The following is a 25488-nucleotide window of genomic DNA, read 5'->3' on the forward strand; positions in this document are numbered from 1 at the left end:
ATGTTGGTTTGTGTTAGACGACCATCACCGGACATTTTGCGAGGCTGGTCACCTTGTGTGACACGCTGCCCAGCAAAAAGCCCTGCATGTCGCCAAGCCCGCGGCTACCGACAATGATCAGGTCAGCCTTGTGCTCCTCGCCAAACTTGACGATGGTTCGCGCCGGCTGGCCCGATTTGACAAATGCCCGGATCTTCGTGGCACCGGCTTCCGCGGCCAACCGCTTGGCTTCCTCGGCAACCTCCTTGGCGTGGCCGCGCATGGCGTCGTCCATGTTTTCAGGATCATCCGGCCGCACCATCGACATCGAGGCTTCCAGCATCGAATGATGGCGAAACACCGTCAGAATCAACAGCTCGCTATTGCAGGTTTTCTGCAACAACGCGGCATGCTGCAACGCCTTCCGCGATCCCTCCGAGCCGTCGATGGCAACCAGAATTGTTTCATACATGGCGCTCATCCCTCAATGAAATGCCAGGTCGCGCAGGAACAGCGCAATCTGCGGGAAAAAGATCAGGGCGACCGAGACGCACAGCAAGATCACCGTGAACGGGAAGATGCCGCGGATGACCTCGATATAGGGTCGCTTGAAGATGGCGATCGCTGTAAAGATATCGCAGCCGAACGGTGGCGTTGCCGAGCCGATCGCCACTTGCAGCGTGATGATCGTGCCCACCAGCACCGGATCAAGGCCGACGGCGTTGACCACCGGGGCGAAGATCGGCACCAGGATCAGGATCACCACGATCGGATCAACGAACATGCAGCCAATGAAGAAGGCGACCGATATTACCCCGAGAACTCCCTTTGGCCCCATGTCGGCAACCCCGACCGCGGCCAGGATTTCCTGCGGCACCTGCGCAAACGAGATCACCCAGGAGAACGCCGCCCCCGCGCCGACAAGGATGAAGACCACAGCCGTGATCAGCCCGGTCGACTTGGCGATGCGGTAGATGTCCGGCATCGTCAGCGATCGAAACACGATGAACTCGAGAATGATTGCATAAAGCACGCAGGCCGCGGCCGCTTCTGTCGGGCTGAAGATGCCGCCATAAATACCGCCGACAATGATGACGGGGAAACCGAGCGGCCAGATCGCCTTTCGAACAGCCTGGCCCCGTTCCGACCAGCTTGCCTTGGGCTCGGTCGGCACGCCATTGATCTTCGCATAGATCATGCTGTAGGCGGAAAAAAGCACCATCAGCAGTAGGCCCGGCCCGATGCCGGCAATGAACAGCTCGGAAATCGACGTGCTGGAAATTACGCCATAAATGATCATGCCGATCGACGGCGGGATCAGGAAGGCAATATCAGAGGCGTTGATGATCAGCGCCAGCACGAAGGAATCCTTGTAGCCGGCCTTGAGCATCCGCGGACGCAGCGGCGAACCCACCGCCACAACTGTGGCCTGGGTCGAGCCAGACACGGCACCAAACAGAGTGCAGGCAACAGCTGTACTGACGGCCAGGCCGCCTTTGATGTGGCCGACAAACTTCATCACCATATCAATCAGCCGGTTGGCCGATTGGCCCCGGGTCATGATGTCGGCCGCGAGAATGAACATCGGAACCGCGATCAGCGAGGCAGGTCGAATACCGGCCATGATCTGCTGGACCATGAAGTCCATCTTGGAAATGTCGCCGAACATGAACAGAAAGCCGACAAAGGTGGCGACAAGCAGCGGGATCATCATTGGAAAGCCGAGCAGCAGCAAGCCGATCATGATCAGGAAAATAGTCGTGGCCATGCGTATCTCCCCTAGATCTCGATCTCGTCGTTGTCATAGCCTTCGAGCACTCGGGTCGAGAGGTAGATATCCGGCTCGACGAGGTTCTTGATGGCTGTCAACGCGTATTGTAGACCGGTCATGAAAAACCCGACCGGCACCCAGAGGAAGATCCAGTAGACCGGGACCTGTAACGCGGGCAGCACCCGCCCGGACGTCGCCACCTTGAGAATATAGCCGACCGAAAAATAACACAGCGCCAGCATCACCACCGCGGTGGTCGAGGCGATGACCACCATGAAGCCCTTGCGCGCCTTTGACGGCAGGGCATCGTAGATCGCCGACATGCGGATGTGCCGTCCCTGGCGCGCCGCATAGCTGATCCCCGCGAACGTGATCAGAATGATCAGGATCCGGTTGACCTCCTCGGTAAAGAACAGGCTGTACTGAAACACGAACCGTCCCACCACATTGGCAATGGTGTTGAACGCCATCATCAGCACGCCGGCGGCGAGCAAAACTGATTCTACCCGGCTGATCGTCGAATCCATGGTCCCGAGAAAGCCGGGAAGTGACGATGCATGGGGATTGCTTCTATCGATCTCGTCCAAGGCAAGCTCCCGGCTGTCGGCTGTTTGTTCGATTGTTTCCGGGGGCCAGATCGCACCGGCCCCCGGGTTATCGAATCCGCAAGGATCAGTTCTTGGTTGCTTCCAGATCGGCCTTCAGCTGATCGAGAATCGCCTTGCCGCTGTCACCGGTCATCTCGATGAACTTGGCTTCAACGACCGAGGCGGCCTCCTTGAAGCAGGCGCGTTCTTCCTCGGAAAGCACCGTAATCGTCATTTCCGGCTTGGCTTCCTTGATCTTCTTGAGCTCGGACTCGGCCAGCCCCTTCTGGTAATCGACGATATAATCATAGGCGCTGACGGCCGCGTCCTCGACCACCTTCTTGTCGGCGTCGCTCAGCCCGCTGTAGAAATCCGAGTTGGCCATCACCGCAGTCGTGAAATTGTTGTGGCCCGTATAGGTGATGTGGTCGGTCACTTCGTAAATCTTGGTCGAGAACAGATAGAATGTCGGGTTTTCCTGTCCCTGAATGATGTTGGTCTGCAGCCCGCCATAGACTTCACCCCAAGGCAACGGAGTCGGAGTCGCACCGAAAGCCTTGTAGGATTCGACCAGCAGCGGATTGGTCATGACCCGGAACTTGACTTCATTGAGGTCGGCGCAGCTCCTGACCGGCTCTTTCGTGGTCATCGCCACTTCGCCTTCCGGGAACATCACCAGAAGCTCGAGACCCTTCTCTTCATATAGGCTCTCGAAGTCTTCGTTGATGGCCTTGCTCTGCTTGTAGAAACGCGCCAGATGCGCCTGGTCGGTGGGCAGCAGGTAGGGCACGAAGAAGACCTGCGCCTCGGGGATCAGCGCGCCGGTAAAGCCAGGCGACTGGTCAACGAATTGCAAGATTCCGGCCTGTGCCTGCTCCATGATGTCAGCAGATTCGCCCAGGGTACCGTAGGGAAACAGCTCGACCGTGTGATCGGAATTGGCTTCAATCGCTTCCTTGAACTTGGTGGCGTAGACACCCTGGACCTCGGTCAGCGATTCCTCGAAAGCATATTTCCAGGTGTCAGCCTGCGCAGCGACGGTCCCGGCGGCCATAACGGCCGCGATCGCGACGCTGGCCATGCAAGTACGGATTGTCGACTTCATGTTCATATTCCTCTCTTGGTGAATTCTCGAATTACAGCTTCCGGCCTGAAGGTCGGTGAAAGTGAAGCAGATCAATTCAGGACATCCCTTCACCTCGGGTCACCAAAATCAGACTATGCAATATGGCAATGAGGTGAGCTTCACTTCGTTCCCGTGTTTTTATTATTGTTATGATTTGCAACCGTCCAACAAGGACAATTAAGAGTCAATCCGATTATTAAATCATGACAATATTTTGAGATCAAGCGCACCTGTCCTACCGGCATCGGCGATGGCGGTTTGAAAGCAGCAAAATCAGCAAGAAGAAAACTTACAAAGTCAGCAGCGGCGGCTCGGGATTGCTGCGCGCAAGACGCGATATTACAGTCAGGCCGCGTTCGAGCGCTTCCGTGGTCTCCGCGCCAAGACAAATCCGAACGCCGGGTTTATGCACGTTGTCGGACAGTTTGAACGAGGCCCCGGGCGCGAGCGCCACGCTGTTGAGTCGGGCGTGCGCTACAAAGCCGTCCTCGGTCCAGCCGCCAGGCATCGGCAGCCAGAAGTGCATTCCGTTGGGACTGGAGTTGAATGGGACATTGCCCAGGATCGCCGCGCCGCGTTTGTTGCGTTCGCCCAGCGCCTCCATTTGCCATTTCAACAGATCCTCGGCGGTGCCGTCGGCAATCCACCGGCTGGCAAGTTCGGCCATCAGCGGCGTCACCATCCAGTTGGTCACCAATTGCCGGTTGGCGGCCGCCGACTGGTAGGTTTCGGGCATTGTCAGAAACCCGAATCTCAGCCCCGGCATGATGCACTTCGTCAGACTGGTGAAATAGAAGGTGCGCTCAGGCGCCATCGCCGCAATCGGCTCAGGCCGGTTCGGTTGCAGCGGTCCCCAGGCATCATTCTCAATGATCAGCACATCATGGCGTCGTGCCACGGAGACCAGTTCCTCGCGGCGTTCAAGCGGCATCGTCAACGCGCACGGGTTCAATCCCGTCGGCATCAGGTAGATTGCCTTGACCGTGGATTTCTCGCACGCCTTGGCAAATGCCGCCGGCACAACCCCGTATGCATCAATCTCCAGCCCCTGGATCCGCAGCCCGAGGTAACGCGATAGCGGCCTCAGTGTGTGGTGCCCCAGCTCCTCGGTCACCACCAGATCCCCGGGATTGGCAACCGTCATCAGTGCAACGGTCATCGCCGCGGTGTTGCCATTGGTCAAAAGCAACCCCTGCGACGGCTGGTCCAGCCCGCACAGCTTCAACCATTTCAGCGCCGGCTTGGTGTAGTTTCGCAAGGCGCCGGAAGTCCGGAACGAGGAGATCGCCGAGGCCGGCAGGTCCGAGCCTAGCTTGGTCAATGCACGCCGCATGGTTTCCAGATGCATCGGCTCGAACACCGGCTTCAGCATCGAAAAATCGATCAGTTCACCATAGCGCCCTTCCGACAGAAACGGTGTCTGCGCGTCGCTGCGGCCGGACTTGACGAAGGTACCGCGACCCACTTCCCCGGCAATCACGCCGCGACGGATCAATTCGTCATAAGCCCTGCTTACGGTCTGCACGCTGAGCCCCAGATCATAGGCAAGATTGCGGTGCGTCGGCAGCCGATCACCATCGCGCAATTCGCCCGCATTGACAGCACGGATCAACGTTTCCGCCAGTGATCTGTAGACGGGGCGTCGCAGGTCACTCGGGTTGGGGGGCCATATTGTCATGATTTAGTGATGCCGGTAATCGGGACAATTGACAAGCCCTTAATGCTGCCTCACAACACCTATTATGAGCCCAATCAAACTAGATGAGCGCGACATCAAGATCCTTGCCACGCTGTCGCGGGAAGGCCGATTGTCAAAATCCGAACTGGCCAAACGGGTCAATCTCAGCGCCACACCCTGCTGGGAACGGCTCCGCAGGTTGGAAAAGGCCGGCATCATATCGGGCTATCATGCAGAAATCGAATTGCGGCAGATCGCACCGCATGTATCGGTGTTCGTCATGGCCGAGCTGGAAAATCATCGAGCTTCAACATTTCAGGCCTTCGAGAGAGCCATCGACAGCTATCCGGAAATCACTGCCTGCTGGGCGCTCGGCGGTGGCTTTGATTATCTGCTTCAAGTCGTCACCCGCGACATCGACAGCTATCAGCGGCTGATTGACGACCTCTTGCAACGCCGCGCGGGGCTTGCCCGGTACTTTACCTACATCGTTACCAAACCGGTGAAACAGGCGGCGTTGCCGCCGCTTGATGTGCTGCTGGCCGCCCCCCCGAAGAGGAAATAACCTCCCACACGGCGAAAATCAGACGAACTCTCGGGCAATAGCCACCGCTTAAGAAAGAACCTCTGCCGGTTCACCGCTACGCTCAAGCCCTGTCGATGAACCCGAGGGCGCCGCCGTGTCAGCTGATCCATCCTATTTCAAAACCACTTCCTGGAACCTGCGGGATCCCGCCTTGCTGCGCGGATTTTCCTATATCGGCGGCCGCTGGTCGGCTGGTGCCAAAGCGCGCACATTTGCCGTCACCAATCCGGCCGACGCCAGCCATCTCGGCGATGTAGCAAGCCTTTCGTCCGCCGACAGCGCAACAGCCATCGATGCCGCACAGAACGCCTTTGGCGCCTGGTCTGGCCTGTTGCCGCAGCAACGCTCCAGTCTGCTGCGCCGCTGGTATGAATTGATGATTGAGCACAAGGAAGACCTCGCGCAGATCATGACGCTCGAACAGGGCAAGCCGATCTCCGAAGCCCGTGGTGAAATCGACTACGGCGCATCCTTTGCCGAATTCTATGCCGAGGAAGCCAAGCGGCCCAACATCGAAAGCGTCACCTCGCATCTGCCCGATGCCGAGGTCGAGGTCTGGCGCGAGCCGGTGGGTGTCGCAGCGCTGATCACACCGTGGAACTTCCCGTCCGCAATGCTGACACGGAAGGCAGGCGCAGCGCTTGCCGCCGGCTGCACCATTGTCGCCCACCCTTCCGCACAAACGCCCTATTCGGCGCTGGCGCTGGCCGAACTTGCCGAGCGCGCGGGTTTTCCCGCCGGGGTCTTCAATGTCGTCACCGGCGATGCCGCCACCGTCGTTGAGCCGTGGATGAAGGACAAGCGAGTCCGCGCTGTCTCGTTCACCGGGTCGACCGAAATCGGTAAGCTGCTCTACCGCCAGGGCGCAGACACCGTAAAGCGGCTGGTGCTCGAACTCGGCGGCCACGCCCCTTTCATCGCCTTCGCCGACGCCGATCTCGACCAGATCGTCGGAGAAGCCATCAAGGCGAAATTCGCCACGTCAGGACAAGATTGCCTGGGCGCCAACCGTTTCTTTATCGAGCGGTCAATCTATGACGTATTCTGCGCCCGGTTTACCGCCGCCGCCAAGGCGTTGACGGTGGGCAACGGCCTCGACGATCCCGATCTGGGCCCGTTGATGAATGAAAGCGCAATTGCCAAGCAGCAAGAACATGTGGCGAACGCCATCGCGCGGGGCGCGAAACTTCTCACCGGCGGCAAATGTCACCAGGCTGGCCCCTTGTTTTTCGAGCCGACCGTGCTTGCCGATGTTTCCACCGAGGCGCTCATCATGAATGAGGAAACCTTCGGGCCGGTTGCCGCCATTGCGCCCTTCGACAGCGAGGAGGAGGTCATCGCCCGCGCCAATGATACCGAGTACGGGCTCGTCGCCTATCTCCACACTCAGGATCCGCGCCGGATATACCGGGCCAGTCGGTCGCTGCAGTTTGGCATGGTCGCGATTAACCGCACCAAGGTCACAGGCGCGCCGATTCCCTTTGGCGGCATGAAACAATCAGGGCTCGGGCGAGAAGGCTCGCGGCTCGGCATGGAAGCATTTACCGACGTCAAATATGTCTGCCGCGATTGGGCATGACGCAAATTCGAAAGGAAACGACAATGTTGCGCAACGACCAGCTTGACCAGTGGGATCACGACCATTTCTTCCACCCATCGACCCATCTGGGGCAATTCGCCCGAGGTGAATTGAAAAACCGCATCGTCACCGGTGGTGAAGGGGTCTACATCACCGACCGCGACGGCAACCGCCTGCTCGATGCCTTCGCCGGCCTCTACTGCGTCAACATCGGCTATGGCCGCCAGGAAGTTGCGGACGCGATTGCCGCTCAGGCCAAGGAGCTGGCCTATTACCACTCGTATGTCGGTCACGGCACCGAAGCATCGGTGACGCTTGCCAAGATGGTCATTGACCGTGCGCCCGAAAACATGAGCCGGGTCTATTTCGGCCTTTCCGGGTCGGATGCCAACGAGACCAACATCAAGCTGATCTGGTACTACAACAATATTCTCGGCCGGCCGCAGAAGAAGAAGATCATTTCGCGCTGGCGCGGCTATCACGGCTCGGGCCTGATGACCGGCTCGCTGACCGGGCTTGAGCTGTTTCACAAGAAATTCGATCTGCCGCTGTCGCAGGTGCTCCACACAGAAGCGCCGTATTATTACCGCCGCGAAGACCTTTCGATGTCGGAAGCCGATTTTGTCGCCCATTGCGCCAGTGAACTCGAAGCCATGATCGAACGTGAAGGCGCCGACACCATTGCCGCCTTCATCGGCGAACCGGTGCTTGGTACCGGCGGTATCGTACCGCCACCCGCAGGTTACTGGGCAGCGATTCAGGCTGTCTTGAAGAAGCACGACATCCTTCTGGTCGCTGACGAGGTGGTGACTGCATTCGGACGTCTGGGGTCAATGATGGGATCGACCCATTACGGCATGGAGCCGGACATCATCACCATCGCCAAGGGTCTCACCTCGGCCTATGCACCGATGTCGGGTTCGATCATTTCCGAAAAGGTCTGGAAAGTGCTAGAACAAGGCACAGACGAATTTGGTGCTATTGGCCATGGATGGACTTATTCCGCCCACCCGATCGGTGCTGCAGCCGGCGTTGCCAACCTCAAGCTGATTGACAAGCTCGGCCTCGTCGCCAACGCCAATGATATCGGCGCCTACTTCAACAAGGGCATGGCTGATGCCATCGGCAGCCACAAGAATGTCGGCGACATCCGCGGCGAAGGCATGCTGTGCGCCGTCGAACTTGTCGAGGAAAAGGACAACCGCGTTTTCTACGATCCGGCAAAGAAAATCGGACCGTCGATCGCCGCTGCCCTGCTGAAGCGCGGCATCATTGGGCGGGCCATGCCACAGGGCGACATCATTGGCTTCGCCCCGCCGCTCTGCCTCACCCGCGAAGAAGCCGACACGGTGATCGCCGCGTCTGCCGACGCCATCAAGGAAGTCTGCGGCTGAACCTGAGTTGATCTCAACCAGTGCAAAGAACCCAAGGACCAGCCCCCCGGTGCTGGTCCTTTTATATGCGCGGGGCTCAGCACCACGCCTGTATCTCGAAAGAAATTATGTTCCGCAGACGAATTGTCCGAATTGCTGTTTGTCTATAGAAGGGCCCGATGGAACAGCGTCAGCTAGGAAAATCGGGCCCCAGGGTTTCGGCAATAGGGCTCGGATGCTGGAATTTTGCGGGGCCTTACGGGCCCACCACCGAGCAGGAAAGCCATGAGACCCTGGCATGTGCGAAGGATCTCGGGATAAACCTGATCGACACCTCAAACGTCTATGGCATGGGCGTCTCCGAGACGGTGATCGGCAATTATCTCCGCAAGAACCCGGGATACTTCAGGGTTGCCACCAAAGCCGGCATTTGCCGCGATCCGTCCACCGGCGCCCGACACTTCGACAACTCGGCTGATCACTTGCGAAGCGAGCTTGAAAGCTCTCTGAAGAGGCTCAGCGTCGATCATGTAGATCTCTTCTATATCCACCGCCGCGAGGCAGACCGCCCGATCGAGGAAGTCGTTGAAACGCTTCTGCAATTCAAGCAGGAAGGCAAGATTGGCGGCTTCGGCTTTTCGGAAATATCTCCCGCCTCGCTCAAACTGGCCAATGCTGTGGCTCCGGTAACGGCAGTGCAAAGCGAATATTCGCTGTGGAGCCGTCAGCCGGAACTTGGAATGGTTCAGGCTTGCAACGACCTCGGCGTTGCCTTCGTAGCCTTTTGCCCGCTCGGACGCGGCATCTTTGCCGCCCAGGCTCCAGATCGGGCGAATTTCGGTGAAGCCGATTTCCGAATAGCCAATCCGAGGTTCCTCGAACCCAATCTGACCCGCAACATCAACGCGGTGGCTCCGTTCAAGGACTATGCCCGCAATCTCGGGACCACACCGATAGCCCTGGCAATCGCCTGGCTTCTCTCGCGCGGTCAGCATGTGGTCCCAATTCCGGGCACACGTTCTGCCACTCATCTGCAAGACTGCGCAAAAGGCACCGATCTCAAACTCGATCACGCACAATTGGCGGAAATAGAGCGGATCCTGCCCGCAGGTTTTGCCCATGGCGACCGTTATTCACGCGATCAGTCGAATGGCGTTGAAGGCTACTGCTGAAAAGCGAGGCCAGACAAATCAGGGGAGAGCAACCTTAGAAGGGCATCAGATCGTCGCCGCCTTCCGAGACCGTCTTTACGGTCCTGACAGCTGACAGGCATGACCGGTACCGCGCAGCCGCCGCTGAGGCCCACCCGCTGACGAAAGCGGCACCGCCAAAAGCAGTCAGCGTTTTCCCACTGATGCCGATTTTTTGCGGACATCGCAGGGAGCCACAGGAGGGCTGGCCCACGTTTCCGCTCAACCGTCGGCTCGCACCAGCCCTCGCAAGATCAGCATCTTCTGGATGTCGCTGGTGCCCTCGTATATCTGACAAACCCTGACATCCCGATAGATTCGCTCCACCGGAAAATCGGCCGTATAGCCATAACCGCCAAAAGTTTGCAGCGCTGCCGAAACGATTTCCTCAGCTGCCTCTGAAGCAAACAGCTTTGCCATCGCCGCTTCGGTCAGGCAGGGCAAGCCCGCGTCCTTCATTGAGGCCGCATGCAACACCAGTTGCCGCGCCGCTTCCAGGCGGGTGCGTGCATCGGCAAGCCGAAAGCCGACCGCCTGATGCTCAATCAACGGCTTGCCAAACGACGTGCGCTCCTTGGCATAGGCGAGCGCAGCGTCAAAAGCCGCAGTGGCCATTCCAACCGACTGCGCGGCAATACCGATCCGCCCTGTCTCAAGGCTCGAAAGGGCAATCCTGTAGCCCTCACCCTCAGCCCCGATGCGCATCGCTTCCGGCACAATCAGATTCTCGAAACGCAACGCGCAGGTGTCCGAAGCCGCCTGCCCCAGCTTTTCTTCTACCTTGGATACACTGTAGCCCGGCGCATCGGTTGGCGTCAGGAACGCTGTGATTCCTGCTTTGCCCTCGGTTCCCTGCATCCGCGCGAACAGGATTACCCAACCCGCGATCTGGCCCGAGGTGATGAACACCTTGTCTCCGTCAATTATATAGTCGGCCCCTTCTCGGCGGGCCCGGGTGCGAATGGCCGAGGCATCCGATCCGGCATGCGCCTCTGTCAGGGCGAAGGCGCCGATAAAGGCCCCTGCCGCAGACGGAACCAGAACACGCGATTTCTGCTCCGGCGAGCCGAAGCGCTGCAGGATCGCATTGAAAGGCGCGTTGTGAACGCTCATCACCGTTGATACAGCGCCATCACCCGCCGCAATCTCCATCAATGCCAGCGCATAGCTGACGTAGTCCGCGCCCACGCCGCCCATTTCTTCGGGCACGGTCATGCCGAGAAACCCCAGATCCGCCATGGCGGTAAAAACCTCGGGCTCGATCGTTTTTTCTCGCGCACGCCGGTCTGCGCCAGGGGCCAACACCTCGCGGGCAAATGCGCGGGCGGTCTCCGTGATCATCTGTTGTTCTTCGGTCAGGATCATGGCTTGCTCCTCAGCTAAGGCAAAAAATGACGGCGCGTGTTTCCCGAACCGCCCCGACACCTGAAGCGTTCAGGAGGGGGCAGACACAGTTCATGCCAACGCCTCCCGGAACCGGCCGCCACGAGCAGCCATTTCACGCAGCCGCATGGGAACCAGCAAACCGAACCCCTTGGCCTCGGCCATCGCGGCTGCAATGCCTGCCTGGTCAATCATGGCCAACGGTCCACCGGTCCAGGCCGGAAAACCGGCGACATCTATCGCGGTGATGTCAGCTTCGTCGGCATCGCCATCGGTTTCGGCCACCGCCAGTGCTCCAGCCAACAACAGCCGCCGCGCCACCTGCGCGAGCCCATCAGCTTCAGCCCGCCGCCCTTCCGGCACCGATGCGACCGGCAGCAGTGCGGTCAGCCCAACCGATACTGCGGCAGTGTTGACGAAATTGGCCGACCGGCCCTCGGCGGTGATTTTCTCGGCTTCTGTCGCGATCGCTTCACGGCAGGCAGCCGCCACTGGAGCGGCAGGGTCGGCTTTTCGCACGCCTCGCTTGGCCAGCCGTTGGCGGGCAAAGAAATTGGTTTCGATCAACGCCTGCGCCACCGGACCTGTGGCAAGCCGGCCGAAATATTCCTGTTCAATGCGCAACGCCTTGTCTATCGGCAGTCGCAACCCTTCATACAGGCATGACAGGATCGCCCCTGGGGCCGGATAGCTGGGGCCGGGGTTCTGCATGACGGCGGCATTCTGGACCATGAAAAGACCAAATCCCTCGCTGCTGTTTACGCCGACACCGGGAAGCTCAAACCCCTTGCGATCCCAAGGCGCATCGGCGGGAACCCGGCCTTCAGCCAACGCCAGGTAGGCCGCGTCAATCAGTTCGTCAGCGGGTACAACCTCGTCAAGAATACCGGTATTGAAGGCTTCATCAACGCTCAGCGGCGCACCACTCAGCAGAATTGGCAGCGCACGTTCCACTCCAATCAGCCGCGGCAGCCGTTGCGTGCCTCCCGCACCTGGCAGCAGGCCCAGCGTCACCTCCGGCAGACCGAACAATGCCCGATCATTCTGCGCCGCGATGCGGTAATGGCACGCCAGCATCAGTTCCAGCCCACCGCCCAGTGCCGTACCGCTAACAGCTGCAACCACCGGCTTACCTGCGCGTTCCAGCAAGCGCAGGGCCGTTCCTATCCGGGCGATCCCCCGAGCCGCCAGAGCAGGCGTCATTCCCGGTGCGGCGAAGTCCTTCATCACCGCAAGGTCGGCGCCGACCACGAAGCTTGTCTTGGCCGAGGCGATGATCACCCCGGTGACGGCCGCATCGGCAGAAAGTTTCTCCGCGGCAGCAGTCAGCGCGTCGGTCATCGGCCAGTCGATCACATTCATCGCCCGGTCCGGCATGTCTATCGTGACAAGCGCCACTCCACTGTCGTTGATTTCGATGGTCAGCATGGCAATCTCCTCAAACCCGTTCGATGATGGTGGCGACACCCATGCCGGCGCCGACGCAGAGCGTGACCAGTGCAGTGGCCTTGCCGGTACGTTCCAGCTCGTCGAGCGCAGTGCCAAGGATCATCGCTCCCGTGGCGCCAAGCGGGTGGCCCATGGCGATGGCGCCACCGTTGACATTGACAATTCCCGGATCGAGATCCAGCGCCTGCATAAAGCGTAGAACAACAGCGGCAAAAGCCTCGTTGACCTCGAAGAGATCGATGTCGGACGCACTCATTCCCGCGCGTTTCAGAGCCTTTTCTGCAGCGAAAGACGGCGCGGTCAGCATGATGGTCGGCTCCGAACCGACTTCGGCGAAGGCACGTATGCGGGCACGAGGAGCCATCCCCGCCGCTTGCCCGGCCTCCTTGTTGCCAATCAGGATCGCGGCAGCGCCATCGACGATGCCTGACGAGTTGCCTGCATGATGAACATGGGAAATGGCGCCGAGATCGGGATACCGGTTCAGCGCCAGTTGGTCGAAGCCCCATTTCTCGCCCATGGAAGTGAAGGACGGGCGCAACGTACTCAGGCTCTCCACCGTCGTCGCCGGGCGGATGGTTTCATCCCGGTCAAGCAGCACATCACCAACCCGGTCGCGCACGGCCACCACCGAGCGGTCAAAGCGTCCTTCGGCCCAGGCTTGTGTCGCCCTGCGATGGCTTTCCGCGGCCAGGGAATCCAGCGCAGTTCGGTCATAGTTCCAGCAACTGGCGATCAGATCGGCTGAAATTCCTTGCGGAACAAAATTGGTGGCGCGCGCGATTTCGGGGTCGGCTCCCCAGGCACCGCCATCCGACAGAATCGGGATTCGCGACATCGCTTCAACGCCACCGGTGACAACCATGTCGGCCTGCCCGGCCATGACCTTGGCTGCTCCCATGTTGGTAGCCTCAAGCCCCGAAGCGCAGAAGCGGTTAACCTGTACCCCGGCCACGGTTTCAGCATACCCTGCTGCGAGTGCCGCAACCCTCGGGAGACATTGACCTTGCTCGCCGATCGGCATCACCACGCCCATAACAACATCATCGACACAGCTCGTATCGAGCGTATTGCGATCACGCAGGGCCTGAAGCACGGTGATGCCCAGACTGATCGGTGTGACCTCATGCAGCGCACCGTCCGGCTTGCCGCGGCCGCGCGGAGTGCGCACGTGATCATAGATGTAAGCTTCGGTCATCGCTTGTCTTTCCTATTTCGGCGCTGTGCACGATGTTGCGTGCAGCCGGATCGTTTCGCCATTCAATTTCTGATTTTCAAAAATATGTAATCGGAGCGCCTGTTCTGCTGAACGCATCTGAAACGGGGCCGCCAACCCGACAGACCTGCCGCATTCGTTGCGTCCGCCTGCAGCAATCACTCTCCGGTCAATTCGCATGATACTTACCCTGCGGGGCTGCCGAAGACAGGGCGGCGCTTGTCGAGAAAGGCCGTGACAGCTTCGGCAAAATCGTCTGTGCGTGCACATGCCGCAAATGAGGCGGCCTCGAGTGCCAGTTGATCATGGTAGTCATGATCAAGCGCGCCCCGCATCAGCTTCTTAATCTGGCCATTGGCAAAACTGCCGCCTGCCAGCAGCCGTGCGGTCAGCTTGTCGGTTTCGGTCTGCAAGTCCGCAGCAGCAACAACCTTGCTGACCAGTCCCAGGGCCAGCGCTTGTTCCGCTGGTATATCATCGGACAACAGCGCCATTTCCATAGCCCGGCGCAGCCCCACATGACGAACCAGCGCCCAGGAACCGCCGCAGTCAGGCGAGGCAGCGACCTTGCCATAAGCAACATTCATCACCGTGGTATCGGCAGCAATGGCCAGGTCCAGCCCCATCGCGATGGACATGCCGGCACCGACCACAGCGCCGTGCAGCACCGCAATGGTGATTGGCGGCGCCGCAGCAAGTTTTTTCAGGGCCGAATGAATCGGGTCAATCAGTTCAGCGGCTGCCGCGCCTCTGTCGGCAGCGCCCCGGAAATGCGCCAGATCGCCACCAGCAAGAAAGGCACGTCCTGCACCCGACACGGTAATCACCCGCACAGAGGAATCGGCCAGCACGCTGTCGATCGCATCGGCAAACCCACAGGCAACTTCCAGGCTTAGTGCGTTCAGGCGTTCGGGCCGGTTGAAGCGGATTGCCGCCACCCCCTTCTCGATTTCGATCAAGACAGCATCATTGGTCATCGATATGTCGAACCCTCTAGAATGTCGGCGGCTTCCACTGCACAGTTGACCTTCAATTGCGGCAAGCGTGCTCATAGGTCGCTTTCCGCTGGCTATGGCGTGCGAGGCGCGAGCCCGTTTATCAATGTCGCCACGACACCATCGGCGATTTCTTCTCTGCTCATGCCGCCTTTAGGATCGAACCAACGCGCCACCCAGTTCAATGAACCGGTCAGTGTGAAGGTCATCAGCCGCGGGTCGCCCGATGCAATCGACCCATCGCGCATTCCTTCCATCACCACCCGCCGCACGGTCAGGTCAATCTCGCGCTTCATCTCGCGAAATCGGGCTCGACTTTCTGGCGACAGCTCATGATCGGAGGTGCGGGTAATGCAGATGCAGAAATCGTGGGTCATGCAGATGGCATAACTGCGCATCAGCGCATGAAGCCTTGCCATGCCTGTGCCGCCACGTGTTTCGACGGTCTCGGCGGCACTTCGGATCGCCTCCAGTCCACGCTGGACGCATTCAAACAGGATTTCATCCTTGTTGGAAAAATAGTGATAAATTGTAGGCTTGGTCACATTCAGCGCCAGCGCCACATCATCAAGCGAAGTGGCATGAAACCCCTTCATGTTGAAGAACCGCACTGCCGTTTCAAGCAGCGCCTCCCGCTTCATCGCACGCTCTTGCGCCCGCTCCGCTTTGCTCGGCCAGGGCGATTCGATGTTCCGTGGAAAATCCTTCGTCATGCCGCCCTCGAGTAAAGAATATTGCTATTGCATAAACTCTATACTCGGTAGTAAGCTCCTGTCAAACGAGCCGATGGAGACGGCTTGGAGGAGCAAAAAGCAACAATATCAACATGCACACGGGCACCCTCGCTCGAGGCGACGGTCAATAAGGTAGCGGGCGCGACACTGATATGATCGCGATGGGGGAAACAATGAAGCAGGTTCGGGGCACATCTTGGTGAGCGACAATCTAGGTGCCACAGAGCAGCTGAAGGTCGAGGGCGTGACTTTGTCCTTCGGCGGGGTAAAAGCGCTGCGCGATGTTTCATTTTCCGTCAAATCCGGCTCGATTTCAGCATTGATCGGACCGAACGGTGCCGGGAAAACCTCGATGTTCAACTGCATTTCGGGGTTCTATCAGCCGTCCGCAGGCAATATCCTGCTGGATGGCCAGGACATCAGCCGAATGCGCCCGCCGGGACGAGCCAAGCTGGGGATGGCGCGATCATTTCAAAACATCGCCCTGTTTCGCGGCATGACCGTTCTCGACAATATCAAGCTCGGCCGCCATGCCCATATGCGGACCAATCTCCTGCAGGCATTCATCTACGCTGGCGCCGCCGCACGTGAGGAGAACGCGCTCCGCGCCGAAATCGAGGAGCGGATCATCGATTTTCTCGAAATCGAGCATATCCGCAACAAGCCGGTTTCGGTCCTGCCATACGGCCTGCAAAAGCGCGTTGAATTGGCACGTGCGCTGGCGATGCAGCCCCGCATCCTGCTTCTGGACGAACCCGTCGCCGGGATGAACCGCGAAGAAACCGAAGACATGGCGCGCTTCATTCTGGACGTGAAGGAAGAATGGGGCGTGACAATCCTGATGGTCGAACATGACATGGGGCTGGTCATGGACATTTCAGATCATGTGACGGTTCTCAATTTTGGCGAGGTTATCGCCTCGGGACTGCCCGCCGAAGTGCAGGCGGATCCGCTTGTTGCCGAGGCTTACCTGGGCAGCGGCGATCCCGCCGCCCTGATGCGCAAACTGGCGGATGAAGCCGCCGGGGAGACCGCGGCATGAACGAGTTGATGTTCTTCATCGAGGTCTCGCTGGCCGGGCTCGGCTCGGGAGCGCTTCTGGCATTGACGGCACTGGCCTTTGTGCTGATCTACAAGGCGACGCGGGTCATCAACCTCGCTGTTGGCGAAATCATGATGCTGGGGGCCTATCTGTTCATGGCCTTCACCGCCGGCATGGGGTTTTCAGCCTGGATTGCTCTGCCGCTGGCCATTGCCGGCGGAGCGCTCACCGGGGCGATCGTCGAGCGGGGGATAATCCGGCCGATGCTTGGCGAAAGCGCGATCTCGACTTTCATGGTCACTGTTGGTCTGGGCTCGGTGATCGTCGGACTTGTCGAACTGATCTGGGGGACAGAGCCACGTTCCCTGCCCGCCTTTATCAGCAGCGCCCCGGTATTTCTGGGTGACGCCTATGTCTCGCGCAAGATCGTGGTCAGCTTCGTGGTGGCAAGCGTGGTCATCGCCACCTTCCTGATCCTGTTCCGGTTCTGGCGCGGTGGCGTGGCTTTGCGCGCCACCGCCACAGATCAGGCCGCGGCCTATTCCTGCGGCATCAATGTGCCGCGCGTCTTTTCGATCGCCTGGACCATCAGTTGCGGCACTGCGGCGGGAGCCGGAGTGCTTCTTGGAGCCATCGGCGGGCTTTCCTCCGCCATGGGCGCATTTGGTCTTTCGGCGCTGGTGGTGGTGATTGTCGGCGGATTGGATTCAGTGCTGGGTGCACTGATCGCGGGACTCTGCCTCGGTCTGATCCAGTCCTGGGCAGGAACCTATCTGGGAGGCGAGTACCAAAGCGTTGTAACTTTCGCACTTCTGATCATCGCCCTGATGATACGTCCCTACGGCCTCTTCGGCACCCATGAAATCGAGAGGCTCTGAACGATGATCATCGGCACAGCTAAGGAAACCTACGGCGCCGATCAGGCGCTGCTGACAACACGGCCGCAGCAGGTCTGGATGGTGATCCTGTTGGCGTCGCTGCTGGTCGCACCCTTTGTGTTCAATGCCTATTGGCAATACCTGGCCTGTTTGGTGCTGATCAACGTGGTCGCCGCAACCGGACTGAATATTTTGACCGGCTTCACCGGGCAGGTGAGCCTCGGACAGGCAGCCTTCATGGCGGTCGGGGCCTACACGGTCGCCTGGCTGGACCGCGAGGCAGGCACACCATTCCTGGTCAACATTCTGCTCGGTGGCGGGGTCGCTGCGGCGATCGGCATCGTGGTTGGCATTCCCAGCCTGCGCGTCAAGGGGCTCTATCTGGCCATCGCCACCATCGCCGCCTCTTTTATCCTGCATTTCATATTCGCGCACTGGACAAGCGTGACTGGTGGCAGCAGCGGCATCAATGTCTCACCCGCACGGATATTCGGCACCGAGTTGCTCACCTATTTCCAGCTTTACTGGCTGATCATGCCGGTGGCCGTGTTGATGGTTCTGGGAGCGGCAAACCTGTTTCGCACCCGCATCGGGCGGGCATTCATCGCAATCCGCGATCGTGACATCTCTGCCGAGGTCCTGGGCATCCCACTGTTGCGCTACAAGCTGATGAGCTTTGCCATCGCTTCGTTCTATGCTGGCATTGCCGGGGGCATGTGGGCCTATTTCTTCCGTGTCGTCACCCCTGAGAGCTTTCCATTCCTGACCTCGATCTTCCTGCTGGCCGCGATCATTGTAGGGGGAATGGGCACGATCATCGGCGCCGTGATTGGCGCGATCTTCATGACGCTGACACCAGAACTGCTCCGTTACGTCGTGGAATGGGTGAGCCCCTGGCTACCCAATGCGGCAACGCTTCTCTCACCGGTGCGCACCGTTGTTTTCGGGGCTCTGATTATGGGATTTCTGGTGTTCGAGCCGCAAGGCATTGCCGAGATCATCCAACGCATCAGGCGCTATTTCCGCGTCTGGCCGTTCAAGACGTAACGCGACAGTTTCAACAGGGAGGAAGACCAAATGTTCAACGTAACCAAGAGAAGCTTCATCGGTCTGATGGCCGGGGTGTCAATGACTTTGCTGACAAGTGGAGCCATGGCAGATGATGGCGACATCGTCATCGGCGGATCTCTTCCGCTGACCGGTGTGTTCGCCTTTGCCGGCGTCGCCATTGAAGCCGGAATGCAGGACTATATCAGTATCGTCAACGAAGCTGGCGGCATTGACGGCCGCAAGGTCCGGCTGGCTTACGAAGATACCGGCTACAAGGTCGATCAGTCAGTGGCTGTCTTCAACAAGTTGACCAGCCAGGAGGATATCCACCTCTATTACGGCGACTCCACCGGCTTCGCCAAAACCATCGCGCCCGAACTGGCACGCAAGCAGAGCATGATCATGGGCGGAGCTTCTTTCGCCAGTGAGCTCAACGATCCCGAGGCCTTCCCCTATACATTCATGGCCGGGCCGGATTATTCCGAGATGTTCTCCATCCTGCTCGAATATATCGCCAAGGAAAAGCCCGGAGCCAAGATCGTTCTGGTCAATTCGGATTCTGAATTCGGCCGCGACCCGATCGAACCCGCACGCGCCAAGGCGGCCGAACTTGGCCTTAACATCGTTGAGGAAATCATCACCCCGCCGGGTTCTGTCGATGTTTCGACCGAAGTTCTGAAACTGCGCCGGGCCCAGCCTGACTACACGCTGTTTCATGGCTACATCCTGGCGCCGCTGCCAGAATTCATGACCCAGGCCAAGGAACTCGGGCTGACAACGAAATTCATGGGCACATTCTGGTCCATGGACAGCTCGATCTGGGCCGGTTCCGGCGATGTTGCTGACGGTTTCATGGGAGTGATGCCCTATCGTTATTATTACGATGATGCCGCCGATGCTCCGATGCTCGACCGGATCCGCGCCATGCGGCCTGAATACCAGGCCACCGGCTATATGCAGGGATTTGTCACAGCCATGCTGATGGTCGAAGCCTCCAAGCGGGTCATCGAGGCCGGCGACGAACTGAACGGGGCCACGCTCAAGACTGCCTTGAACACGATCAAGGACTTCGATACCGGCGGCGTGATCGGCGTACCGATTTCCATTCCGGGCAATTCAATCCCCGTTGGACGGGTCTATCAGTATGACTCCAGCGCACAGAAGATGCTGCCGGTTTCAGACTGGATCAGCTTGCAGGAATGATGCCTATGGCCGCGGATACAATTCTGGATATCGAGAACATCGAGGTCGTCTACAACAAGTCGGTCCAGGTGCTTCGCGGCCTGTCGCTGAAAATTCCGCGCGGGCAAGTGGTAACACTTCTCGGCTCCAATGGAGCCGGGAAGTCGACGACACTCAAGGCGATCTCGCGATTGCTCACGTTGGAAAATGGTGAAGTGACTGCTGGGCGAATCCGCTTCGACGGTCAGGACACAACATCGCTCGCGCCGCATGAACTGGTCCGGCGCGGGCTTTTCCATGTCATGGAAGGACGGCGGATCTTCGAGGATCTGACTGTCGAGGAGAACCTGACTGCGGCGACCTTCGCGCTGTCGGGGCGGTCGGCAAAACCGGTTTCGTTTGACCTTGTCTATGAGTATTTCCCGCGGCTGCATGAACGCCGGAGCAGCCGGGCGGGCTATCTGTCGGGCGGCGAGCAGCAGATGCTGGCGATCGGCCGGGCGCTGATTGCGCAACCGTCGCTGATCCTGCTCGACGAACCATCGCTGGGCCTTTCTCCGCGGCTGGTCGAAGAAATTTTCACGATCATCGCACGGATCAACCGCCAGACTGGCGCTTCAATGTTGCTGGTCGAACAGAATGCCGCCGTGGCCTTTGCCATCTCGCATTACGGCTACATCATGGAAACCGGCAAGATACAGCTGGACGGGCCAAGTGAAAAACTGATGGCTGATCAGGATGTGCGCGAATTCTACCTCGGCCATTCCGGCGCGGACGGTGAAAAAAGCTATCGCGACATCAAACACTACAAACGCCGCAAGCGCTGGCTCTCGTGAGATCTGGATGAACATGACGACACAATTTCCCGAGCTGACCTTGCCGCAGATGCTGCGCCAGCAAGTCGATACGCATCCCAAGCGCACGGCTGTCCGGCAAAAGGATTTCGGCATCTGGCGGCCTTGCAGTTGGGCCGAATATTTTGACCGCGCCTGCGATGTCGCCAACGGCTTGCGCCTCATGGGTCTGGAAGAAGGCGGCCATCTTGCGATTCTGTCGGAGAACCGCATCGAATGGGTCCTTGCCCAGCTTGGCGCAGCCTGTGCCGGAGCAGTGTCTGTCGGAGTTTATTCGACAAGTCCTGCTCCGGAAGTGGCCTACGTGCTGGAGCACTCGGATTCCCAGATCGTGATCTGTGAAGACCAGGAACAGGTGGACAAGGTGCTTGAGGTCCGCGCCCGCCTGCCCAAGCTGGCACGGATTGTGGTGATGGAGACCAAGGGCCTGCGATCCTACCCCGGCGATCTTGTCATGGCCTTCGCGGAGCTGGAAAAGTCCGGGCGCGAACACCGCAAGTTCAACCCCGGTTTGGTCCATGACGTGCTCGCCAGGCAAAGGCTCGATGATATCGCTCTGATGGTCTACACCTCAGGCTCGACCGGCAAGCCCAAAGGCGCGATGCTGAGCTACCGCAACCTGCGCGCCCAGGCGATCGCCATCTCGTCGCATCTCGGCCTGACCTCACGGGATTCACACCTGTCCTACCTGCCGCTGTGTCATGTGGCCGAACAGATGACCACAGTGATGGCGCCGATCTATCTTGGAAGCCAGATCAACTTCGGCGAATCCCTGCGCACAGTGCAGGAGGATCTGCGCGAAGTAGCCCCTTCGTCGTTCCTCGGGGTCCCGAGGATCTGGGAAAAGATGCATTCGGCCATCCATATCGGCATGATCGAGGCCGGAGGCTACCGCAAGGCATTATATGACCGGGCGATAGCCGCCTGTGAGCCCTTCGCCAACGTTCCCCGCAACAAGCGCAGCTTGCACCAGCGGGCAACATTCGGGTTCTGGTATCTGCTGATATTTCGCGCCCTGCAAAACTATGTCGGTTTGCGCCGCGCCCATATCGCAATGACCGGTGCCGCGCCGATCTCGCCGCGAATTGTCGCTTTCTTCCGCACCATCGGCATACCGCTGGTCGAGGTTTACGGCGCGACCGAAACATCGGGAATAGCGCTGGGACAACGTCTTTCGCGACTGGATCCCGGCGCTGTTGGCGAGGTGATCGTCAATGCAGAGGCCAAGATAGGTGAGAGCGGCGAATTGCTGTTGCGTGGAGAAACCGTGTTTGTCGGCTATTACAAGGATGAAGCTGCCACCCGGGCCAGTATCCGTGACGGCTGGCTGCACACCGGAGATGTCGTCGAACAAACCGATGGCCAGTATCGCATCGTCGACCGGCTAAAGGACATCATGATCACCGCCGGTGGCAAAAACCTCAGCCCGTCCGAGATCGAGAACACAGTCAAGGGCAGCCCCTACATCAAGGAATGCATCGTCATTGGCGAGCGGCGGAAATACGTTTCGGCCCTGATCCAGATCGATTTCGAAACGGTAGGGAAATGGGCCGAAGAAAACCGCATTGCCTACACCAACTTCCGCAATCTGGTCGAAAATGCGATGGTCAACGACCTGATCGACCAGGAGATCGCAGAGGCGAATGCGAGGCTGGCCCAGGTCTCCCATATCAGGCGCTTCCTCTTGCTGACCAAGGAACTCGACCACGACGACGGCGAAGTCACGGCAACCATGAAAGTACGCCGCTCCAGCATCCAGACACGCTATGCGGCCGAGATCGAAAGTCTCTACAAGCCCGCGTGATCCCGACGCGCGAGACCGACCCAAATGCTGTAAAAGCCTCAACCGGTGCCTGAATCCCAGAACTTGCTTCAGAACCTCGGAGCGTCTGTCCCTGACAAGGTTCGATCAACTTGCCACTTTCCGCGCCAGCTTGGACGGGTACCGCCCACAGCCTGTGTTGTTGTTCCGCCTGGCAACCAAAACGCGTCTCAGCCGTTTCTCTCAACGAAGACACCTGAGAGAAAGATCAAAGTCCATGACCGATGTTCCCAACCAGCCCGCAGTCGGTTTGCTCGGCGACCCTGTCTCCCCGGAGCAACCTGATGGTGATCTGAAAATCTACCGGTTGGAGCCGAGCGCCCGGCCTGACGATCCGCGATGGGATAACGCACCCAATCATGGCGTCGTCCGGGTACGCGCGCTCTCGGCTGCGGATGCCCGCATCGTCGCTGCCGGGGCCGGAATCGACTTTCTCGATATCGACGCCAAGCCAGGCGACGGGACAACCACCGATTTCGCCAGCGCCTTTCGCGACGACAAGCTCTACCACGTTACCCTTGAAGAAGAGGACGGCGTGCCGGGTCCGCGCGGCCTGATACCTCTCTGACATCATCGCGTTTTCTATCTTGATTGAGTCGCCGGGGATTCCCGCGGTCTTCGTTTTGTGCTTCAAAATGCTGACTGGATGAAGGCCAGCATCCATCACACGAGCCTTTTCGAATGGTCTTCGCGAGCGTGCTGTATCAGCTGTTCCTGTTGGCGAGAGCTGTCGGTCTGTCGCATCACCGAGCCTGCCTGACCAGTCAGTGGCCCGTATCAAGATCGTAGACAAGAATGCCATTGCCCCCACCGACAGCCGCGGCCACCAGTCTTGCACCGGCTTTCTGGTGGCCGGGATCCATGAGATAGGCGTCGCGGGATCCGGCGTTGTCAAAATCAACGATGAAACCTTCCGCAAAGCCCTTGTCCATGCCGGTTTCCGGGCTGACATCTATGCCGGTATAAACTGCCACGATGCCGATAAGCGTGTTTCTGAGCGCGTCGATTTCGGCGAACAACGCGTCGCGGCGGGCGCGGCTGATTTCCGGCCGGAAGCGGATGAAGACACAGTGGCTGATCATGGATAACCTCAGGAGATATGCGTGCGGCTGCGCAGCCGCGTATCGTTGCGCTCGTCGCTGAAGATGGCAGACGGCAACGGCGGCAGGTTTCGGATCATGTCGGCACCTTCTCGCCCACCATGATGGTCAACCGTTTTGCCATGAGTGAAGCAATAATCGGAGAACTTGAAAAGCAGAATGGTTAATAGGGCCTCAGCCTAGGCTCGCGCAGAAAGACACGCCGAACCGGTGGCGGCGTTGCATATGATCGAGCCGTTTACCGACCAACCGAGAGCGATCACGTTGGGTGCCGGCAAGGCCTATGACGCCGAGGATTTTGTCAACGAATTACACTCGATGAGCTGGATGCCGCATGTGACGTAGAACGTAAATGGCCATCGCTCGGCGATTGACGGACGCACGACGCGACATGGCATCTATGCTGTCAACCTACGTATCCGCGATACCGATCGAGGAATCTTTCGGCTGGATCAAGGCCATTGCCGGGCAGACGAAGTTCCGTGGGCGTGACCGGGTCGGTTGGAGTTTCACCTTAGCGATGACAGCCTACAATCTGATGCGGTTGCCGAAGCTTCTGGCGATGTCCACATGACCCCTACGGAAGGCTGCCCATTAATCGGTCGCTGGCGGATAATCAAGATCGATCTCTGGGATCGCAGCTATCTCGATCTGGTCGCGCCCGGCACGCCTGTCATCGGAGCCGAAAATCATGGCGAAATCGCCTTTGGCGCGTTGCAAGCTAGCCTCAATCTTCGCTACAGTCCGTTGATGGTGTTCTTCACATGGTCTGCTTCGACAAAATGGACGAGGTCAACGACAACGGTCACGCCCAATTGCTCGATGACGAGATAACCTTCAATGATCACAATGGTAACGGCCTCTCTCAAAGCCAAAACGAGTGACTTCTTCAACTGGCCGCTAGATATTCGGGGCTATTCAAGATGTTGTGCGACGCTCATAACCATGCCTTCCGCGTTCTCGGCTGGGCATCCGGGTGCTGTGCCTTAGTCGGGCCGAGGTTCCAAGAAGGCGCGGGTCGTGTCGTAGATGCGCGTCACATGAGCCGAGACCGCCGTGACCGTGGTCTCGACGTCGCGCCGTTCAATCGCTGACACGATTGCACGGTGATCCTCGATGCTAACTCCGATGGCGCCAGGCTGTGCGATGATGCGACGGCGATGATCCAGCAGGTGCGTATGCAGCGACATCGCGATGTCGGCCAGCACATCATTGCCCGCCGCTTTGTAAAGAAGGCTATGGAATTCACGGTCTGCGAGCAGAAACCGCACGGGATCGTCGTCGCATGCCTCTTGTGCCGCCAGCGAACGACGCATGGCCTCCAACACTTGCGGGGTAGCATGGCGGGCCGCCTCGGCACCAATGCGGCATTCCACCAGAAGCCGCGCCTCGTGGACCGACTTCAATCCGTAAGGGCCGTCCATCTGCGGTATCACCCCGGGGGCCATCGTGCGTGACAAGTCTGCGTCGGCCACGGTGGTGCGTGCGCCCTGGGTCACCAGCAGAATGCCTCGCTCGGCCAGGATTGCAATCGAGCCCCTAACCGTCTCACGGCTCACCGAAAGAGAAATGGCCAACTCCCGCTCACTGGGAAGGGCATCGCCCTGCGACAGAATTCCCGATGAGATCAGTGCGGCCAGCTTGCCCGCAATCACCTCGCGAACCGAATGGCGCGGCACATCGCCCAAAAGCGCCTTCGCGTCCTTCACCGGCTTTTGCTGCATGATTTCCATCCGCCTTTTTCCACATCGATTACCAGACCGGCGCTGAATTTGACAGGTGGTATGGTTCTCCATCCGCCAAAGTGTCACACAGGCGATCCGGGCGTTGACTCGCCGTCAGCTTGGTCTAATGTTCAGACCAGTTATACGGTGAGGGGGAAGCTGCGCATCACGGGAACAAACGGCAAGTCCG

At 59.1% G+C, this 25488-nt stretch carries 25 protein-coding genes and 1 pseudogene; 12 read left to right on the top strand and 14 right to left on the bottom strand.

The window, feature by feature from the left end; genetic code table 11:
• Positions 1-13: 13 nt before the first annotated feature.
• From ACK6D9_RS21930 to ACK6D9_RS21950, 5 genes are all read right to left on the bottom strand, one after another.
• Positions 14-451 (bottom strand): universal stress protein, encoded by a 438-nt coding sequence (locus ACK6D9_RS21930; RefSeq protein WP_322987855.1) that lies wholly within the window; start codon positions 449-451, stop codon positions 14-16.
• Between the two features lie 12 nt (positions 452-463).
• Positions 464-1747 (bottom strand): TRAP transporter large permease, encoded by a 1284-nt coding sequence (locus ACK6D9_RS21935; protein ID WP_412050110.1) that lies wholly within the window; start codon positions 1745-1747, stop codon positions 464-466.
• Positions 1748-1758: 11 nt separating this feature from the next.
• Positions 1759-2337, bottom strand: coding sequence for a TRAP transporter small permease (locus tag ACK6D9_RS21940; RefSeq protein WP_322987857.1), 579 nt, complete (start codon positions 2335-2337; stop codon positions 1759-1761).
• Between the two features lie 85 nt (positions 2338-2422).
• A complete protein-coding gene (gene dctP / locus ACK6D9_RS21945) occupies positions 2423-3442 on the bottom strand; it encodes a TRAP transporter substrate-binding protein DctP (protein ID WP_267654123.1) in 1020 nt (339 codons plus the stop codon).
• 310 nt (positions 3443-3752) lie between these two features.
• Entirely contained in the window at positions 3753-5141 is a 1389-nt protein-coding gene (locus ACK6D9_RS21950) for a PLP-dependent aminotransferase family protein (RefSeq protein WP_412050111.1), read from the bottom strand.
• A gap of 64 nt (positions 5142-5205) precedes the next feature.
• Between ACK6D9_RS21950 and ACK6D9_RS21955 the strand changes: the two genes are divergently transcribed.
• From ACK6D9_RS21955 to ACK6D9_RS21970, 4 genes are all read left to right on the top strand, one after another.
• Positions 5206-5706: an Lrp/AsnC family transcriptional regulator gene (locus ACK6D9_RS21955; RefSeq protein ID WP_412050112.1), complete on the top strand. Its 501-nt coding sequence runs from the start codon at positions 5206-5208 to the stop codon at positions 5704-5706.
• Positions 5707-5821: 115 nt separating this feature from the next.
• The gene (locus ACK6D9_RS21960; protein WP_412050113.1) at positions 5822-7306 is read left to right on the top strand and encodes an NAD-dependent succinate-semialdehyde dehydrogenase; all 1485 of its coding nucleotides are present in this window, start codon (positions 5822-5824) and stop codon (positions 7304-7306) included.
• A gap of 23 nt (positions 7307-7329) precedes the next feature.
• On the top strand, positions 7330-8700 hold the full coding sequence (locus ACK6D9_RS21965; RefSeq protein ID WP_412050114.1) for an aspartate aminotransferase family protein: 1371 nt from the start codon (positions 7330-7332) through the stop codon (positions 8698-8700).
• A gap of 158 nt (positions 8701-8858) precedes the next feature.
• Positions 8859-9851, top strand: coding sequence for an aldo/keto reductase (locus tag ACK6D9_RS21970; RefSeq protein WP_412050115.1), 993 nt, complete (start codon positions 8859-8861; stop codon positions 9849-9851).
• A 240-nt stretch (positions 9852-10091) separates the two neighbouring features.
• Here ACK6D9_RS21970 and ACK6D9_RS21975 read toward each other — a convergent pair whose 3' ends face one another.
• The 5 genes from ACK6D9_RS21975 to ACK6D9_RS21995 form a co-directional block, all read right to left on the bottom strand.
• The gene (locus ACK6D9_RS21975) at positions 10092-11234 is read right to left on the bottom strand and encodes an acyl-CoA dehydrogenase family protein (RefSeq protein WP_322987864.1); all 1143 of its coding nucleotides are present in this window, start codon (positions 11232-11234) and stop codon (positions 10092-10094) included.
• A 90-nt stretch (positions 11235-11324) separates the two neighbouring features.
• Positions 11325-12680 (bottom strand): enoyl-CoA hydratase-related protein, encoded by a 1356-nt coding sequence (locus ACK6D9_RS21980; RefSeq protein WP_412050116.1) that lies wholly within the window; start codon positions 12678-12680, stop codon positions 11325-11327.
• Between the two features lie 10 nt (positions 12681-12690).
• Positions 12691-13899, bottom strand: a complete 1209-nt coding sequence (locus ACK6D9_RS21985; protein WP_412050117.1) for an acetyl-CoA C-acetyltransferase — start codon at positions 13897-13899, stop codon at positions 12691-12693.
• Between the two features lie 203 nt (positions 13900-14102).
• Positions 14103-14894, bottom strand: a complete 792-nt coding sequence (locus tag ACK6D9_RS21990; protein ID WP_412050118.1) for an enoyl-CoA hydratase-related protein — start codon at positions 14892-14894, stop codon at positions 14103-14105.
• A 92-nt stretch (positions 14895-14986) separates the two neighbouring features.
• Positions 14987-15625 carry a TetR/AcrR family transcriptional regulator gene (locus ACK6D9_RS21995; protein WP_412050119.1) on the bottom strand — a complete coding sequence of 213 codons (639 nt, stop codon included), beginning with the start codon at positions 15623-15625 and terminating at the stop codon, positions 14987-14989.
• A 220-nt stretch (positions 15626-15845) separates the two neighbouring features.
• Here ACK6D9_RS21995 and ACK6D9_RS22000 point away from each other — a divergent pair, with 220 nt between their 5' ends.
• The 7 genes from ACK6D9_RS22000 (at position 15846) to ACK6D9_RS22030 (ending at position 23042) form a co-directional block, all read left to right on the top strand.
• Entirely contained in the window at positions 15846-16688 is an 843-nt protein-coding gene (locus ACK6D9_RS22000) for an ABC transporter ATP-binding protein (protein ID WP_412050120.1), read from the top strand.
• Entirely contained in the window at positions 16685-17566 is an 882-nt protein-coding gene (locus tag ACK6D9_RS22005) for a branched-chain amino acid ABC transporter permease (protein ID WP_412050121.1), read from the top strand. Before ACK6D9_RS22000 ends, ACK6D9_RS22005 begins: the two co-directional genes overlap by 4 nt.
• A gap of 3 nt (positions 17567-17569) precedes the next feature.
• The gene (locus ACK6D9_RS22010; protein WP_412050122.1) at positions 17570-18613 is read left to right on the top strand and encodes a branched-chain amino acid ABC transporter permease; all 1044 of its coding nucleotides are present in this window, start codon (positions 17570-17572) and stop codon (positions 18611-18613) included.
• Between the two features lie 30 nt (positions 18614-18643).
• Complete coding sequence (locus ACK6D9_RS22015) at positions 18644-19819, top strand: ABC transporter substrate-binding protein (RefSeq protein WP_412050123.1); 1176 nt, start codon at positions 18644-18646, stop codon at positions 19817-19819.
• A 5-nt stretch (positions 19820-19824) separates the two neighbouring features.
• Positions 19825-20634, top strand: a complete 810-nt coding sequence (locus ACK6D9_RS22020) for an ABC transporter ATP-binding protein (RefSeq protein ID WP_412050124.1) — start codon at positions 19825-19827, stop codon at positions 20632-20634.
• Between the two features lie 13 nt (positions 20635-20647).
• Positions 20648-22456: an AMP-dependent synthetase/ligase gene (locus ACK6D9_RS22025; RefSeq protein ID WP_412050125.1), complete on the top strand. Its 1809-nt coding sequence runs from the start codon at positions 20648-20650 to the stop codon at positions 22454-22456.
• Between the two features lie 235 nt (positions 22457-22691).
• A complete protein-coding gene (locus ACK6D9_RS22030; protein WP_412050126.1) occupies positions 22692-23042 on the top strand; it encodes a hypothetical protein in 351 nt (116 codons plus the stop codon).
• Between the two features lie 196 nt (positions 23043-23238).
• Here the strand turns inward: ACK6D9_RS22030 and ACK6D9_RS22035 are convergent, their stop codons facing one another.
• Positions 23239-23556, bottom strand: coding sequence for a Dabb family protein (locus ACK6D9_RS22035; protein ID WP_412050127.1), 318 nt, complete (start codon positions 23554-23556; stop codon positions 23239-23241).
• A gap of 207 nt (positions 23557-23763) precedes the next feature.
• On the opposite strand from ACK6D9_RS22035, the pseudogene ACK6D9_RS22040 reads away from it, so the two are divergent.
• A pseudogene (locus tag ACK6D9_RS22040) lies at positions 23764-24148 on the top strand (IS5/IS1182 family transposase); the annotation flags it as partial.
• 20 nt (positions 24149-24168) lie between these two features.
• Here ACK6D9_RS22040 and ACK6D9_RS22045 read toward each other — a convergent pair.
• The 3 genes from ACK6D9_RS22045 to ACK6D9_RS22055 all read right to left on the bottom strand — a co-directional run bounded on the left by ACK6D9_RS22045 (position 24169) and on the right by ACK6D9_RS22055 (position 25307).
• Positions 24169-24294, bottom strand: coding sequence for a hypothetical protein (locus tag ACK6D9_RS22045; RefSeq protein ID WP_412050128.1), 126 nt, complete (start codon positions 24292-24294; stop codon positions 24169-24171).
• A gap of 17 nt (positions 24295-24311) precedes the next feature.
• Positions 24312-24467, bottom strand: coding sequence for a hypothetical protein (locus ACK6D9_RS22050; protein ID WP_412050129.1), 156 nt, complete (start codon positions 24465-24467; stop codon positions 24312-24314).
• A 93-nt stretch (positions 24468-24560) separates the two neighbouring features.
• Positions 24561-25307 carry a FadR/GntR family transcriptional regulator gene (locus tag ACK6D9_RS22055; protein WP_412050130.1) on the bottom strand — a complete coding sequence of 249 codons (747 nt, stop codon included), beginning with the start codon at positions 25305-25307 and terminating at the stop codon, positions 24561-24563.
• Between the last annotated feature and the right edge of the window lie 181 nt (positions 25308-25488).

It is taken from the genome of Hoeflea sp. Naph1 (assembly GCF_046837775.1).
GTDB lineage: Bacteria > Pseudomonadota > Alphaproteobacteria > Rhizobiales > Rhizobiaceae > Hoeflea.